The sequence below is a fragment of the Rhodothermales bacterium genome (assembly GCA_041391505.1).
Lineage (GTDB): Bacteria > Bacteroidota > Rhodothermia > Rhodothermales > JAHQVL01 > JAWKNW01.
The window spans coordinates 122,652-136,978 of record JAWKNW010000001.1 but is presented as its reverse complement, the minus strand read 5'-3'; the positions used below and the strand labels follow the sequence as shown (position 1 = coordinate 136,978).

The 14,327-nt window shown below is 64.0% G+C and carries 10 protein-coding genes; 7 read left to right on the top strand and 3 right to left on the bottom strand.

Annotation, left to right across the window (positions count from 1 at the left end; genetic code table 11):
* Nucleotide 1 precedes the first annotated feature (1 nt).
* Nucleotides 2-1,642, top strand: a complete 1,641-nt coding sequence (locus R2834_00530) for a DUF1501 domain-containing protein (GenBank protein MEZ4698786.1) — start codon at nt 2-4, stop codon at nt 1,640-1,642.
* Between the two features lie 5 nt (nt 1,643-1,647).
* Here R2834_00530 and R2834_00525 read toward each other — a convergent pair whose 3' ends face one another.
* Nucleotides 1,648-4,221, bottom strand: coding sequence for a G8 domain-containing protein (locus R2834_00525; protein MEZ4698785.1), 2,574 nt, complete (start codon nt 4,219-4,221; stop codon nt 1,648-1,650).
* A 358-nt stretch (nt 4,222-4,579) separates the two neighbouring features.
* Between R2834_00525 and R2834_00520 the strand changes: the two genes are divergently transcribed.
* The 4 genes from R2834_00520 to R2834_00505 all read left to right on the top strand — a co-directional run bounded on the left by R2834_00520 (nt 4,580) and on the right by R2834_00505 (nt 9,206).
* On the top strand, nt 4,580-5,404 hold the full coding sequence (locus R2834_00520; GenBank protein ID MEZ4698784.1) for an SDR family oxidoreductase: 825 nt from the start codon (nt 4,580-4,582) through the stop codon (nt 5,402-5,404).
* A 185-nt stretch (nt 5,405-5,589) separates the two neighbouring features.
* Nucleotides 5,590-6,972: a Gfo/Idh/MocA family oxidoreductase gene (locus R2834_00515; GenBank protein ID MEZ4698783.1), complete on the top strand. Its 1,383-nt coding sequence runs from the start codon at nt 5,590-5,592 to the stop codon at nt 6,970-6,972.
* 139 nt (nt 6,973-7,111) lie between these two features.
* Nucleotides 7,112-8,212, top strand: coding sequence for an Sb-PDE family phosphodiesterase (locus tag R2834_00510; protein MEZ4698782.1), 1,101 nt, complete (start codon nt 7,112-7,114; stop codon nt 8,210-8,212).
* 97 nt (nt 8,213-8,309) lie between these two features.
* Nucleotides 8,310-9,206, top strand: a complete 897-nt coding sequence (locus R2834_00505) for a PIG-L family deacetylase (GenBank protein MEZ4698781.1) — start codon at nt 8,310-8,312, stop codon at nt 9,204-9,206.
* A gap of 183 nt (nt 9,207-9,389) precedes the next feature.
* Here R2834_00505 and R2834_00500 read toward each other — a convergent pair whose 3' ends face one another.
* A complete protein-coding gene (locus tag R2834_00500; GenBank protein ID MEZ4698780.1) occupies nt 9,390-9,599 on the bottom strand; it encodes a hypothetical protein in 210 nt (69 codons plus the stop codon).
* Between the two features lie 850 nt (nt 9,600-10,449).
* Between R2834_00500 and R2834_00495 the strand changes: the two genes are divergently transcribed.
* Both R2834_00495 and R2834_00490 read left to right on the top strand, forming a co-directional pair.
* The gene (locus R2834_00495; GenBank protein MEZ4698779.1) at nt 10,450-12,840 is read left to right on the top strand and encodes a hypothetical protein; all 2,391 of its coding nucleotides are present in this window, start codon (nt 10,450-10,452) and stop codon (nt 12,838-12,840) included.
* Between the two features lie 6 nt (nt 12,841-12,846).
* Entirely contained in the window at nt 12,847-13,902 is a 1,056-nt protein-coding gene (locus R2834_00490; protein MEZ4698778.1) for a proline racemase family protein, read from the top strand.
* A 27-nt stretch (nt 13,903-13,929) separates the two neighbouring features.
* Here the strand turns inward: R2834_00490 and R2834_00485 are convergent, their stop codons facing one another.
* Complete coding sequence (locus R2834_00485; protein MEZ4698777.1) at nt 13,930-14,304, bottom strand: hypothetical protein; 375 nt, start codon at nt 14,302-14,304, stop codon at nt 13,930-13,932.
* Nucleotides 14,305-14,327: the final 23 nt, after the last annotated feature.

The following is a 14,327-nucleotide window of genomic DNA, read 5'->3' as shown; positions in this document are numbered from 1 at the left end:
CATGTGTGACCATCATCCCGTATCCGCCGCGCCGGCGCGGCGCGGAAGCCGTCTCGAACACGGCGCGGCGCACGCGGCCGAGCATCGTTTGTGGTCCCGCCGTGGATTTCTGGCCAGCCTCGGCGCCCTGTCGGCCGGCGCCTTCACGGTGGGGGCGTCGCCCCTGCGCGTCTTCGGCGGCTCACCCTTTTCCCGTCAGCTGGACGCCATCGCACCCAACCGCATCCTCGTGCTCATCCAGCTGCGCGGGGGTAATGACGGACTGAACACCATCGTCCCCTACAATGACGACCGGTATTATACGATGCGGCCGGCCATCGCCATCCCGCGGGAGGAGGCGCTGGCGCTGAGTCTGACGGACCAGCTCGGCATGCATCCGTCGCTCGCGCCGCTGGAGTCCCATTTCGGGAACGGGGACATGGCGGTGGTGCAACAGGTCGGCTATCCCGACTTCACGCTCTCCCATTTTCGATCGACCGACATCTGGCTCAGCGCGAGCGACGCTGACCGGATCGAAGGCACCGGATGGCTCGGGCGTTACCTCCAGGCGGAAAATCCGGGCTTCGACCTGAATCCGCCCGACAATCCGCTCGCGGTGCAGATCGGCGGGTCGGTGGCCCAGATGTTCAAGGGGCCGACGGCGGACATGGGAATGATGCTGACCAGCACCAAGGTGCTGGACCGGCTCGTGGCGGACGGGGAGGTGTACAACACCTCGGCGGTGCCGGCGACGACCTACGGCGAAGAAATGGCGTTTGCCCGGCTCGTGGCGAACAACTCGTTTCGCTACGCCGGCGCGGTGAGCGAGGCGTACGACCGGGGCAGCAACAGCATAACCTACCCCGACATCGAAGGCAAACTCGCGTCCAACCTGGCGACCGTGGCGCGGCTGATCGACGGCGGGCTCGGCGCCCGGATCTATCACGTGTCGCTCATCGGGTTCGATACCCACGCCAACCAGACCAACCAGCACGCGAATCTGCTGGACATGCTCGCGCGCAGCATCGACGTGTTTATGCAGGATGTCGCCAACCTTGAGGGCGATCACGAGGTGCTCGCGATGACGTATTCCGAATTTGGCCGACGCGTGCCGCAGAACGGTTCGAAGGGCACCGACCATGGCACCGCAGCGCCCGTGTTGCTGTTCGGGAAGGGGCTGAACGGTGGCGTCTACGGCGGTCCGCCCGACCTGGCGAACCTGGACAGCGGCAACATGGCCTTCGAGACCGACTTCCGCAGCGTCTACGGCACCATCCTGCAGCGCTGGTTCGGGATCAATCGGAACCAGACCCAGGAGGCGTTGCTCGGCTTCAACTATGCGTCCCTCGACCTCTTCAGCGAGCCGCTGGCGATCGGCGGCCCCGGGGGGGAGCAGCCGGATGGATTCGAACTGGGGCAGAACTACCCCAATCCCTTTGCTTCCGCGACGACGATCTCGTTTTCATTGCGCGAGGCGGGGCCTGTCACGGTGGACGTCTACGATATCCAGGGACGCGTGGTGGCGGCCCTGGTCGACCGAACGCTGCCGGCCGGCGAACATCGCGTGACGTTCGATGCGGCCGGCCTGCCGAGCGGCACCTACCTCTACCGCATCCGCACCGGCGCCGGCGAACAGACGCGGACGATGGTGCGCATGCGTTGACGCGGTCAGTCGATCTTCACGCCGTAGTGCCGCGAAAAAGGCTGCCGGACGCCGTCTTCCATGTTGGCCTCGCCATAGGCGTTCGCCTTGTCGCCCGTCACGATGCGAAGCCAGAACTCGCGTTTCCCGGCGTCATAGTACCACCGGTGATGCGTGTCTGACCGGTCGGTCGTGACGACCGACGCCACGTCCGGCGCCTCCTCGATGCTGTCGCGTTTGGAATTGGGGCGCACGCGGGGGGCGGAGGGCACGTCGGTGAATTTCAGCACCACGTACTCGCCCCGGAATCCTTCGCGGGTGGCGTATTTGCCCTGGACCGGCCCCTTGACCTCGTAGATGCGTCCTTCCGGCAGGAAGAGGGCTTCCGCCTGGTCGCCGGAGTAGGAGGTGCCGTTCACCGTCACTTCGTTGCCCTCGAAGGAGGCGAAGCGCACGGCGCGCGTGGTGCACGTCATCACCGGCGTATCGAACTTGGTGTCGGTTTGCCGGCAGCCGGCCGTCTCGTCCGTCATGATGCCCGGGCCGACGCGGACTTCCCGGTACCCGTTCTCGCCCGTCAGCGTGCCGTCGGAATCGATGATCACCACGCCGCGGCTTGTTTCGCGGGCGCGGGAGCTGCCGCTTCGACGCCGTCGTTCGACTTTGGCCGGCGTGGGCACGAACGGGTCGGAGTCGATCATCGTCGAGCCCTCGAAGAAGATCGGCGCGTCGAAGCTCATTGAGCCGACGCTGGCCACGCCCCGCTCGAACAGGTCGTCCGACTTGTAGCCGATGAAGGTATTGTTGATCGAGAAGCTCTTGCTGTAGAACCCCATGATCGCCGAGATCAGGCGCTGCTTGTCGTTCATGTACGGGGGGATGGTGCGGCCGACGAGTTTCTCGTCCTCGGTTTTCGGGGTGCCCACGTTGGCGGTGTGCGCCACGAACAGCGAATTCATGCTGCCGTCCCGGCGCTGCCAGATGCTGAAGTGGGCGTCGGAGAACGTGGCATTCACGAGTTCGAAATCGGAGCTCTCGTCCGCCCAGAAGTTGACCATGTTCTTGTAGGCGTTGAGGTTCTCGATCGGGCCGACGCCGCCCTCGTACATGAAGCCGGCGCCGCCGTGGATCTGCGGGTCGCCGGTGCCGTAGAGGCCCCGCCGGCTGCCGAGCACGGTCGAATGCACCACGTTGTCCCGCACCTCGCCCATCGGGGCGCTCGCGTTTTCGTTATGCGCGCTGCCGCCCGTGTCCCGCAGGTCGATCCAGAAGCCAAAACCCTCCGCGCCGGCGGCGACGTTGCCGATGAGCGTGTTCGTCGGGTAGGAAATCCAGAAAATCGACGGATTGACGTCGCTTTCGATCAGCTCCTGGCTCTTGTCGGGGAACGCGCGCATCACCGCGCCGATGTTGCGGATCAGCGTGTTGTCGCGTTCGACAAAGTTTTCCAGGAAGTAGCAGTGCCCGATGGAGTTGTATCCCACGTTGCCTTCGAGCAGCACGTTGAACGTGCCGTGGATGGTGTAGCAGCGCTGGAAGCTGTCGTGCACGGCGTTGTTCTTGAGGTAGGCGCCGTCGGCATGCCCCATGAGGTGGAAGTGGACCGGGTAGCGCGCCATGTGGCCCGTCTGCCCCATCCGGTAGAACTCGACGCCGTCGATCCGGCTCATCGTGGTGGGGTCGTTCGCGTACTGGGGATCCTCCCACATCTTCAGCCACATGTCGTCGCGGTCGTGGCCGGCATGGGTCATCATCTCCTCATGGTGTTTGGAAACGATCATGACGTGCCCTCCGAACCCGTCGGCCTCCGACGCGGCGTCGCCCTGGATGAGGATGTTGCGGCTCAGATGCATGACTTCGGCGCGCTGGTCGACGGGGCGGCCGGCGTATTCCATGATCTCGCCCCAGTGCATGTACGCGAGGGGCGTGTCGAAGTAGAGCACGGTGCCGTCCGCGGAGACGCCCGACAGGATGCGCCGCTCGGCCTGGTTCGGGTCGAAGTCGGTGCTCACGATCACGATCTCGTCGCCGGGCTGCCAGCTGACGGCCTCCTGGAGGGTGATCGAGGTGGCGCCGGCCTGGGCCGTGGCGCCGTCAGCCAGGCGCGTCCACGTCGGGGAGCCGACGGATCCGTGGAAATCGAGCTGGCCGCCCTGGGCGCAGAGGACCTTTGTGCCGCAGGAGGCAATGTTCGTCGATTCGTCGGTGTGGTCGCCTGTCAGCGTAATCACGCCGCGATGGAGGTAGGGCGCCTCTTCCGTTCCGATCTGGAAAAGCCCGCGCACGATGATATAATCCGCCGACAGCGCGAGATCGCGGTCGTCGAAGTAGAGCGATCCCTCCACGAAGATGCCGGCGAGGGCGGGCGGATTTTCGTCCAGGACCAGGTTTACGCCGGCCGGGATGGTGACGATATCGCCGGCGGCCGGCTTTGCGACACCCAGGTGGTGCCAGGTGGCCGGGTCGCTCCATCGGAGATAGTCATCCGGGAAGCGGGGTGCGGCCGCGTGTGCGGCTTGGGCGAATAGAAAAACGAGCAGACCGATCGCGCCGGAAAGGCGCAGCAGCTGACGCACGAGGCCGGTCATCCGCATAGACATAACGTTCACGGGAAGGTGGTTGTCGCATCGCGCCCGAGGGCGATGAGCGAACAGGCAAAAACCGTTCGGAAAAGAGGGGCTCGAGGGGATAACGGGCGCGCTGCAAAAAACAGCCCAACCTCATGCCGGCAGCGATAAAGGCCGCTGAGGGCCTGTCGAACGCCGTTCCAGGGGGACATGCGGAACGGCCGGCCGGCGAGGTGTTCACGAAATCGTACGCCCGGGGTTACCCTCTGAGGACACCCCCGCTATACCGTAGTTCCTTTCGGATGGTTTTTCATACTTTCAAGTCGTAGCACCGGTGCGGCGGCGCGTAGCCGGCCGGTGCGCCTGACGTTTCACGTTTTCCCGACACCCCATGATAATCTCCGGTTTTGAAGGCAGGGTCGCGCTCGTGACGGGCGCGGCCAGCGGCATCGGCGAGGCGACGGCCCGCCTGTTCGCCCGGCGCGGAGCGTCGGGGCTGGTCCTCACGGATCGGCAGGAGGAGCGTGGGCGACGCGTGGCCGAAGAACTCCAGCTGGGGGGCTGCGCGACGCATTTCGTGCCGGCGGACCTCGAGTCGGTCGCGGATTGCGCCCGCATCACGGACGAGGCGTTTCGGCGGTTCGAGGGGATCCACGTGCTCGTCAACGCCGCCGGCCTCTCGTCGCGCGGCAGCCTCTACGACACCACGCCCGCCCTGTGGGACCGCCTCATGGCCATCAACGTGCGTGCGCCCTTTCTGCTGACGCAGGCCTGCGTGAAGCACATGATCGAGCGCGGCATCGAGGGGAGTATCGTCAACATATCGAGCGTGGTGTCGACGGGCGGGCTTCCGACCCTCTGTCCGTATGCGACGTCGAAAGGCGCGCTGTCCATCTTCACGAAAAACGCCGCCTACGCCGCCGTGCGGCATCGCATCCGGATCAATGCGCTGCTGCTGGGATGGGCCGATACGCCGGTGGAGGACGTGATTCAGCGCGACGTAGACCGCCGGGGCCCCAGCTGGCGCGCGGACGCGGAGGCGCGACTGCCGTTCGGCCGGCTCATCCAGCCCGAGGAAGCCGCGCGCGCCATCGCGTGGATGGCGTCGGAGGAATCGGGGATGATGACGGGCGCGCTCGTGCACTTCGATCAGTCGATCCCAGGGGCCGGCGGCGTCAACTGGCCGGCCGCCGGCGAGCCGGGCACCGCGCCCTGACCTGCGCCCTGACCTGCCAACGGGGTATCCACCTTCCGTTTTCCGGTGGCGGGGGCGTTTTGGGCACCGCTCAGGGTTGATAATCGGAAAAAATAAGGTACTCTAGCCGGTGCGGTCTGGCCCCACCAGAGGCATTCCACCGCGCCAACGATCCAACGCATCCCGGAGCACACCAGAGATAGGCCATGAAGAAGAATACCATCAATCGACGCACCTTTGTGGGGCAGAGTACCGCGGCGGCTTTCGGCGCCATCGTGCTGCCCCGGCACGTACTGGGCGGACGCGGTTTTATCGCGCCCTCCGACACCCTGAACGTGGCCGCAATCGGAGCCGGCGGCATGGGTGCATCCAACATGAACAATCTCGTCAGCCAGAACATCGTCGCGATCTGCGATGTGGATGACAAGAGCGTGGAAAATGCCTTCTTCAACAACGAAGGCAAGCTGCGCGAGGAGCGGAAAGATCTCAAGGCCGCCTACGAGAAGGCGAAGCGGTACAAGGACTTCCGCGAGATGCTCGACAAACAGAAGGATATCGAAGGCGTGGTGATCGCCACGCCGGACCACGTGCATGCGGCGGCGGCCGTCATGGCCATGAAGATGGGCAAACACGTGTACGTCCAGAAACCCCTCACCTACACCGTCCACGAAGCGCGTGTGCTTCGCCAGGTGGCGAAGGAAACCGGCGTCGTCACCCAGATGGGCAACCAGGGCCACTCGCACGACGACGGCCGCCGGATGCTCGAATGGGTCTGGGCCGGCGCGATCGGCACCGTCAGCGAGGTGCACGTATGGACGAACCGCCCGATCTGGCCCCAGGGCATGCCTCGCCCCGAAAAAGGGGAGAGCGTGCCGAAAACGATGGCGTGGGACCTCTTCCTCGGCCCCGCGCCGGCGGTGCCTTACCATAGCTCGTACGCGCCGTTCCTGTGGCGCGGCTGGACCGACTGGGGCACCGGCGCGCTCGGCGACATGGGCGCGCACCTGATCGACCACGCCTACTGGGCGCTCGACCTCGACGCGCCGACGTCGATCGAGGCGGCCGGCTCGCCGTTTGGCGGCAAGGACAAGGCCTCGTATCCGCTGGCGACGGTCGTCCACTACGAATTCGCCCGCGGCGGTCGCACCCCGGTGAAGATGACCTGGTACGATGGGGGCCTGCTGCCGCGGCGTCCTCCGGAAATGCCGGCCGAAGCGGAAGTCAACCCCGCCGGCGGCACCATGCTGATCGGCGACAAGGGCGTGATCGTGTACGATACCTACGGCCACAACCCCCGCCTCTTCCCCCAGCACCTCGAACAGGAGTACGCGAACGTGCCGCAAACGCTGCCGCGCATTCCCGACAGCCATGAAATCAACTGGGCGAAGGCCTGTATGGGGACGGCCGAAGCGTCGTGCCCGTTCGACTACGCCGGCCCGTTGACCGAGACCATGCTGCTGGGCGTCGTCGCCCTCAAGGCAGGTTATGGCCGCAAGTTGTTCTGGGACGCCGGAAACGGCAAATTCCTCAACGCGCCGGATGCCGACCAGCATCTGCATCGCGAATACCGGAAGGGCTGGGAGCTCTAGGCCGGCCCGGTTCTGTGCCTGGCGCAGACATCCGTTAGCGAACGAAAGGCGCACCCCTCCGGTGCGCCTTTCTGCTTAATCCTGGCGTGATGTCGCCCCCTTATGTTGCGGCGTCTTTCCATCCAACCACCCTGTTGCTATGAGATCCCTACGCTTTTTTCTGCTGCTGACCGTCCTGGCCACGCCGGCGACGGCGCAGCACGGTCGCCTGCTCGTGTTTCCGGATGTGCCCGGATACGTGACCCTGAAATGCGATTTCCACCAGCACACCGTCTTCTCCGACGGCAGCGTCTGGCCGAACATCCGGGTCCAGGAGGCGCTTCGCGATGGCCTCGACGCCATCTCGCTCACCGAGCACCTCGAGTACCAGCCCCACGGCGAGGATATCCCGCATCGGGACCGCAATCGCTCGCTGGCCATCGCGAAGGATGCAGCGGGAAACAGCAACCTGATGCTCGTGCACGGCTCGGAAATCACGCGCGACATGCCGCCAGGACACACCAATGCCATCTTCATCAACGACGCCAACAAACTCCTGAACGACGATCCGCTCACCGTCTTCCGGGAAGCCAACAGCCAGGGCGCGTTTGTGTTCTGGAATCATCCCAACTGGACGGCCCAGCGTCCGGATGGCGTGGCGCGGTTGACCGATCTGCACCGACAGTTCCTGCGCGAGGGCCTGCTCCACGGCATAGAAGTGGTCAACGAGCACACCTACTCCGACGAGGCGCTGCAAATTGCCCTGGATCATGACCTGACCATCATGGGCACCTCGGACATCCACGGCCTGATCGACTGGGATTACAATGTGCCGCACGGCCATCGCCCGATCACGCTCGTTCTGGCGCGCGAACGCAGCCAGGAGGCCATCAAGGAAGCGTTATTCGATCATCGCACGGTAGTTTTCTTCAAGGATATGCTCATCGGGCGCGAGTCGCATCTGACGCCGCTGGTGGCCGCGTCGCTGCGGTTCACGAGCAAAGGGTACGACGAGGACGAGTCGGTGCTGGAGATCGAGATCGAAAACGTGAGCAGCAGCCCGTTCGTATTGCTCAACGCGAGTCCGTACAGCTTCCACGAGCACACCGACCTCGTGCTGGTGGAGCCCCAGAATACGACAACGCTGTATGTGAAGACGCTCCAGCAGGTGGATCGCGTCGAGCTGGCGTTTGACGTGATGAACGCCGTGACGGCCCCCAATACGCACCCTCGGGTGACCTGGACGACGGAGGTACGCTAAGGCAGGGTAATTTCTGCGCCGCGTTTTAGGGCTCGTCTGGCGGATCCGGCCGGTTGCCTGTAGATTGGCCGGATCACTCACCCAGGAGGATTCTGCTATGAAACGCAATCTCATGTGCCTTGTCGCCCTCATCGCGCTGGTGGCGGCGCAACCCGGCTATGCCCAGGACGAAGAGGGGCGTCTGCGCATCATCGCCTTCGGCGCGCATCCGGATGACTGCGAGATCAAGGCATCCGGCGTTGCGAGGATGTGGGCCGCGCAGGGCCACAAGGTCAAGTTCGTCTCGGTGACGAACGGGGACATCGGTCATTTCGAGATGGCCGGCGGACCGTTGGCGCGCCGGCGGGAGGCCGAGATCCAGGATTGCGCCCGGCTGCTCGGCATCGAGACCGAAATGCTGGACAACCACGATGGCGAGTTGATGCCGACGCTCGAGAACCGAAAGGCCATCGCGCGGCTCATCCGGGAATGGCAGGCGGACATCGTGCTCTCCCCGCGGCCGAACGATTACCACCCGGATCACCGCTACACGGCCATCCTCGTGCAGGACGCCTCGTTCATGGTAACGGTCCCGAATTTCACCCCGACGACGCCGCGGGTCACCAGGAATCCTGTTTTCCTCTACTACGCCGACCGGTTCCAGAAGCCCAATCCGTTCGAGCCGACCATCGTGGTAGGCATCGATGCGCACAGCGGGCCCAAATATGCCTGCATGGCGGCGCTGCGCTCGCAGTTCTCGGAATGGAACGCCTGGCTGGACGGATACGACGTGGAGGTGCCTGTCGACGAAGCCGGCCGGGTGGCCTACATCACCCGCAAATTCCAGGAGCGGGATGCCTGGGTGGCCGATACGTACCGCGACCTGCTGGTGGCGTATTACGGCGCCGAGCGCGGCCAAGCGTTCGACTATGCGGAAGCCTTCGAAATGTCGGAATACGGCAGCCAGCCGACACGCGAAGAGCTGAAGAAGCTCTTTCCGTTTTTTGGCGAGTAGCGCAGGCTGACGGCGGCAACCGGAAAGACGTGCCGGCAAAAAATAAGGGTAGACTTCTTCGGCCTCGTGAAACCGAGTGGATGCCACGGAGCGCTTTACGGAGCGCCCGGGCCGCCGGACTCGATCACGACGCTTTACGGAGCGTCGGGCTGAGGAAGTCTACCCCTGGTAAAAACAATCTATTTACTGCGGACGCAGATAGCGGCGGCAGAGGACGTCGCTGCCCATGAACACGAGGTACATTGTGACGATACCTGCCGTGGCGTACAGGAAATTTCCGATCTTGAAGGCGTAAATCACACCGAAGACCAGAGCGAGCAGGGACGCGATCAGAGTCAGCACAACGAACGCGTTCGAGGCGCTGAGCACCTTACGTTTCATTTCAGCGTGCATGTCGTATCTATGTATGCCGGCACCGAAGCGCCGAGGTTGTATTCAGAGAACCCGATAGTTCCAGCATCGGCCGGGGATCGGGGGGGATAACACCAACACATCGTAACACGCGGGCCGGCCTACTGACGCCGTTATTACCGCGCACCCCATGTGTCTCCATTGTTGCAATGAACGATGTGCCATTGGCACACGGGCGTTCTACGCAAAAGTTTTGCCTCGGCCCACGCAGATTTAAGAATATGCCTTAAAGAAATCTGAGCGACATCTGCCGAACTGCCTGCGGGGAATCAAAGTGCACATGCAAGTAAACGTTCCTGCCTGCTAAGGGTAAATGCGGATAATCTGGCCAAAAACAAGGAATTAACACATCCACGTGACAAATTAGCCGCATCTACAATAAGATTGTGCTTAAACAATTGCAGAAACAAACGAAGCCCCGATGGCGCGTGATATCGCCGGCCTTTCTCGAAGGTTTGGATAGCTATTCGTGAAGTGTTGTCGAAGGCCAAAAGGGCCGTCATGCCGGAAGCGGTTTCACCCGCGCGTACAGTAGTATCCGTTATTGATGTGTGATATTTTGTAGAAGGTCCGGAGGATGCGCCACGCCGGCGAGGCGCGCCCACCGGGCAGGGGCGAGGCGGCCCGAATCCTTTTGCCGCAGCAGCCGTTCGACCTAGCAGGTTCTTTCGCCCTCGGTCTTTACCCTCGGACTTCACCCCTGGACCTCACCCACGGACTTCAACCGTAACTTCCCGGGCATTTCCGTCTCGAAGCGTTCGGATGTCCGTCAATGTGCCCCGAGCGCCAGCGCGATATGTTTGATTCCACGCGAGTATTTCCTTTCAAGACGGTGCTGAGTTTTGACGCCCTGCTTGCGTTCTGGGAGAAGCAGGAGACGGCGGATAACGGCATGATCGCGCGCATGGCGCGTTTTGTATCGGATGCCGCCGCGGAAGTCCCATCGCTGCGCGGTCCCATCGACGACCCGGATGCGCTGCTCGACCATCAGCATGTGGTGGATGCCCTCATGACGGCGGTATTCCCCGCCGGCCTCGTCGCGAGCTCGTATGCGGCGGCCGTCCTGCCGTTCGGCATCAAAAGCTTTTATGTCACGCCGGCCTTTGCGGCCCTCGATCTCCTGAGCCATCTCCGGGCGCTGTTCTACCGGGAGATGGATCGCATGATGCCGGCCAAGATCATGACGGCGTATGCGTACATCCTCAAGAAGGTGTACGGGGCCTCGACGGACATGGCATTTCCCGTCATGGTGCCGGTCACCGATGAGGCCACGGGCCTGACGCGGTACTTCAAGCTGGATTTCGACACCAGTTTTTGCACCGTCGTCGTCAAGGGACAGACGCCCGAACTCGACCCGGCGACGATCGAGCGCCTGCTCGCCCAGCGGGACGCGCTGGACCTCTGGTATGCCGCGCTGCCGCCGGATCGATTCGAGTTTCACGGCTTCGCCCTGCTGTCGGCCGTCGAGGTGACCGAAGGGCAGCTGCTCTCCGAACTGAAGCACGACTTGCTCCAGAAAGACGCCCTGGCCACTCCCGAGCGTATCGACCTCGTCCAGCAACGCATCCGATCGCTGCTTCGCTGCGCGGAAATCGAACTCGGCCTGATCCAGATCGAGCAGGGGGACTTCGACCGGATCACCAGCATCCACCCGCTGGGGCGGAGTCTGCTGCTGAAACGGGGGGTGCCGCCGGATTGCGACACCTGGCAGGAGTCGCTCTACGCGCGCGCGTCGGACGGGCGGACCGAACCCATCGTCGTCAGCCGGCTCGATACGCTGGAGCAGCCGACCGGCTTCGAGACGTTCCTTCACGAGCAGGGCTACTATAATCTGATTCTGGCGCCGCTGTTCTCTGAGGATCGGCTGGTGGGCCTCCTCGAACTGGCGTCGAAGCGCAAGGCGCGGCTCGATCCCATGGGGGCGAGCGCTCACCTGCGTGAGATCACGGCCCTGTTCGGCGTCGCCATCCACCGCGGCCTGGAAGAGCAGGAAGACCGGATTCAGGCCGTCATCAAGGAGCAATACACATCGATCCACCCGGCCGTCGAATGGCGCTTCCGGGAGGCCGCCAAAAACTACATCCACCGCGGGCAGGAGGGGGGTGTCGTTCGGGCGGAAGAGATCGTGTTCAACGAGGTGTATCCGCTGTACGGGCTCTCCGACATCCGGGGCTCCTCCACGGAACGCAACCGGGTCATCCAGGCCGATCTGATCGAGCAGCTGGCGCTGGCCGACCAGGTTCTGCTGGACGTCCAGGTGACCCGCCCGATGCCTGTCCTGGACGAGATGCGTTTCCGAATCGGGCAGTACGTGGCGGAAGTCGAGCACGCCTTGCGCTCGGGGGAAGAGGTCACCATCCTCGGGTACCTCCGCAACGAACTGGAGCCGTTGTTCGACGAGTTCGAACGCCTCGGCCCGGAGACGCGCGCGAGCATCGCGCGGTACCGCGAGGCGCTCGATCCGGAGCTCGGCATCCTGTACCGCCGCCGGCGCGACTACGAGGAATCCGTCAGCCGCATCAATCATACGATCGGCGTGTTCATCGAGCGCGAGGAGGAACGGGCGCAGCAGATGTACCCGCATTTCTTCGAGATGTACAAGACGGACGGCGTCGACTACAACCTCTATGTCGGCGGCTCGCTGTTGCATCATGGCCGGTTCGACCCGCTTTATCTGCGCAATCTGAGGATCTGGCAGCTGATGCTCATGGCAGGCATCGAATGGGAGATGGCCGCCCTCCAACCCGAATTGCCAGTGCCGCTGGACACCGCGCACCTGGTGCTGGTGCAGGACTTTCCGCTATCGATCCGGTTTCGCGTGGACGAGAAGCAGTTCGATGTCGATGGCGCCTACAACATCCGCTACGAGATCGTCAAGAAACGGATCGACAAGGCGCGCATCCTCGGGAGCGGCGAGCGGCTCACCCAGCCGGGTCATATCGCCATCGTATACACCCAGGACGCGGAGGCGACGGAATACCGGCGGTATCTGCAATATCTGGCATCGACCGGGTACCTGACCGGAGACATCGAGTCGGTCCAACTGGAAGATCTGCAGGGGGTGCACGGGTTAAAGGCCCTGCGGGTCCGCATCGCGCCCACGCCCGTCGAAGGCAGCGAGGCCGCGCCGCGCTCCCAGCTTCGCCCCCGCACGGCCGGCGACGGCCAGGGCGAGGGCATCGGCCTGATCGATGTCGCCTCTGTTGCGTTCGAACCGAGATAAACCGTCATGCACGACAGCTCCCCGCTCGTCACCGCCGCGCTGGCGGCCTGGCAGCCGCCGGCCACCTGGTGGCATATCGATACGATCGACGCCCACACCGCCGGCGAGCCGTTCCGCGTCGTCGTGGCGGGCTACCCGGAGCCGGGGGGCGATACCATGCTCGATCGCCGACGCTATATCGCCACCCATTACGACCACCTCCGCCGGGCCCTCATGCTCGAACCTCGCGGGCATGCCGATATGTACGGGTGCATCGTCACCACGCCGGCGACGCCGGACGGTCATCTCGGCGTCTTGTTCATGCACAACGAAGGGTACAGCACGATGTGCGGCCACGGCATCATCGGTCTGGCGACGGTGCTGGTCGAGGCGGGGTATTTTGGAGAGACGATACCGGACCCCATCCGCATCGATGCGCCCGCCGGCCGCATCGAAGCCCGCGTCGTGTTCGATGGAGAGCGGGTCAGACGGGTGACGTTTCGCAACGTGGCGTCCTATGCGGCGCTGCTCGACGGCGCCGTGGACGTGGAAGGGCTGGGGCGGGTGCGTTTCGACATCGGGTTCGGCGGCGCCTACTATGCCTATGTCGACGCCGCGTCCATCGGCCTCGCCTGCCGACCGGAGCGGATTCAGGAGCTGATCGACGCCGGCAAGCGCATCAAGCGGGCCGTCGCGGCCGCCCATCCGATCGTACACCCGGAAGCGGAGGATATGGGCTTTCTCTACGGCGTGATCTTCACCGGGCCGGCGGAGACGGCCGAGCGCCACAGCCGGCACGTGTGCGTCTTTGCGGAAGGGGAAGTCGACCGCAGCCCGACGGGAACGGGCGTCAGCGGCCGGCTGGCGATCCTGCACGCCCGGGGCGAACTCTACCTCCACGAAACCGTGCGGATCGAGAGTGTGGTCGGCAGCGAGTTTTCAGGATCCATCGTCGCCACCGAATCCTTCGGAGGGCACGATGCCGTGATCCCCGAAGTCTCCGGGTCGGCCAGCATCACCGGCAAACACCAGTTTCTGATCGATCCGGAGGACCCGTTCCGGGAGGGCTTCCTGCTGCGCTGAGCGCGGCCGAACGGGGTGTGTCGGTGCTCAGATGGCCTGTTCGCTACCGGTGTCGGCGGCTTGCAGCGGAGGGAGTTCGGGCAGCGGCAGTACCTGCTCGAGGCTTCGCTCTTGTTCCAGGGAGCGTGGCGCGCGGCGGAATTTGAAGGTGCGTTGCCGCTCGGTCCAGGTTGGCGGAAGGGGGGCCATGCGGAGTTCCAGATGGCCGGGCGGCGTGAGTGGCATCGACGGCATGTGGCGTTCCCATCTGAAATGGAGCGGTTCGTCGGCCTGAACTTCAAATTCGGCGGCCGGCGTGCGCTGCATCCGGTAATCGATGTAGCGCTGGAAATTGAGCGCGAACAGGGCGAGCGCGGTGAGGCCGAGAACCGGCGTAACGAGCGAATGCGAGGACAGGGTCATGGGTAATACCTCCGGCGGAAGGG

Bases quoted from the DNA above. Each gene is read 5' to 3' on its own strand.
- R2834_00485 (MEZ4698777.1), bottom strand. From the start codon at position 14,304: ATGACCCTGTCCTCGCATTCGCTCGTTACGCCGGTTCTCGGCCTCACC.
- R2834_00525 (MEZ4698785.1), bottom strand. From the start codon at position 4,221: ATGTCTATGCGGATGACCGGCCTCGTGCGTCAGCTGCTGCGCCTTTCC.
- R2834_00490 (MEZ4698778.1), top strand. From the start codon at position 12,847: ATGCACGACAGCTCCCCGCTCGTCACCGCCGCGCTGGCGGCCTGGCAG.
- R2834_00505 (MEZ4698781.1), top strand. From the start codon at position 8,310: ATGAAACGCAATCTCATGTGCCTTGTCGCCCTCATCGCGCTGGTGGCG.
- R2834_00530 (MEZ4698786.1), top strand. From the start codon at position 2: ATGTGTGACCATCATCCCGTATCCGCCGCGCCGGCGCGGCGCGGAAGC.
- R2834_00510 (MEZ4698782.1), top strand. From the start codon at position 7,112: ATGAGATCCCTACGCTTTTTTCTGCTGCTGACCGTCCTGGCCACGCCG.
- R2834_00500 (MEZ4698780.1), bottom strand. From the start codon at position 9,599: ATGCACGCTGAAATGAAACGTAAGGTGCTCAGCGCCTCGAACGCGTTC.
- R2834_00515 (MEZ4698783.1), top strand. From the start codon at position 5,590: ATGAAGAAGAATACCATCAATCGACGCACCTTTGTGGGGCAGAGTACC.
- R2834_00520 (MEZ4698784.1), top strand. From the start codon at position 4,580: ATGATAATCTCCGGTTTTGAAGGCAGGGTCGCGCTCGTGACGGGCGCG.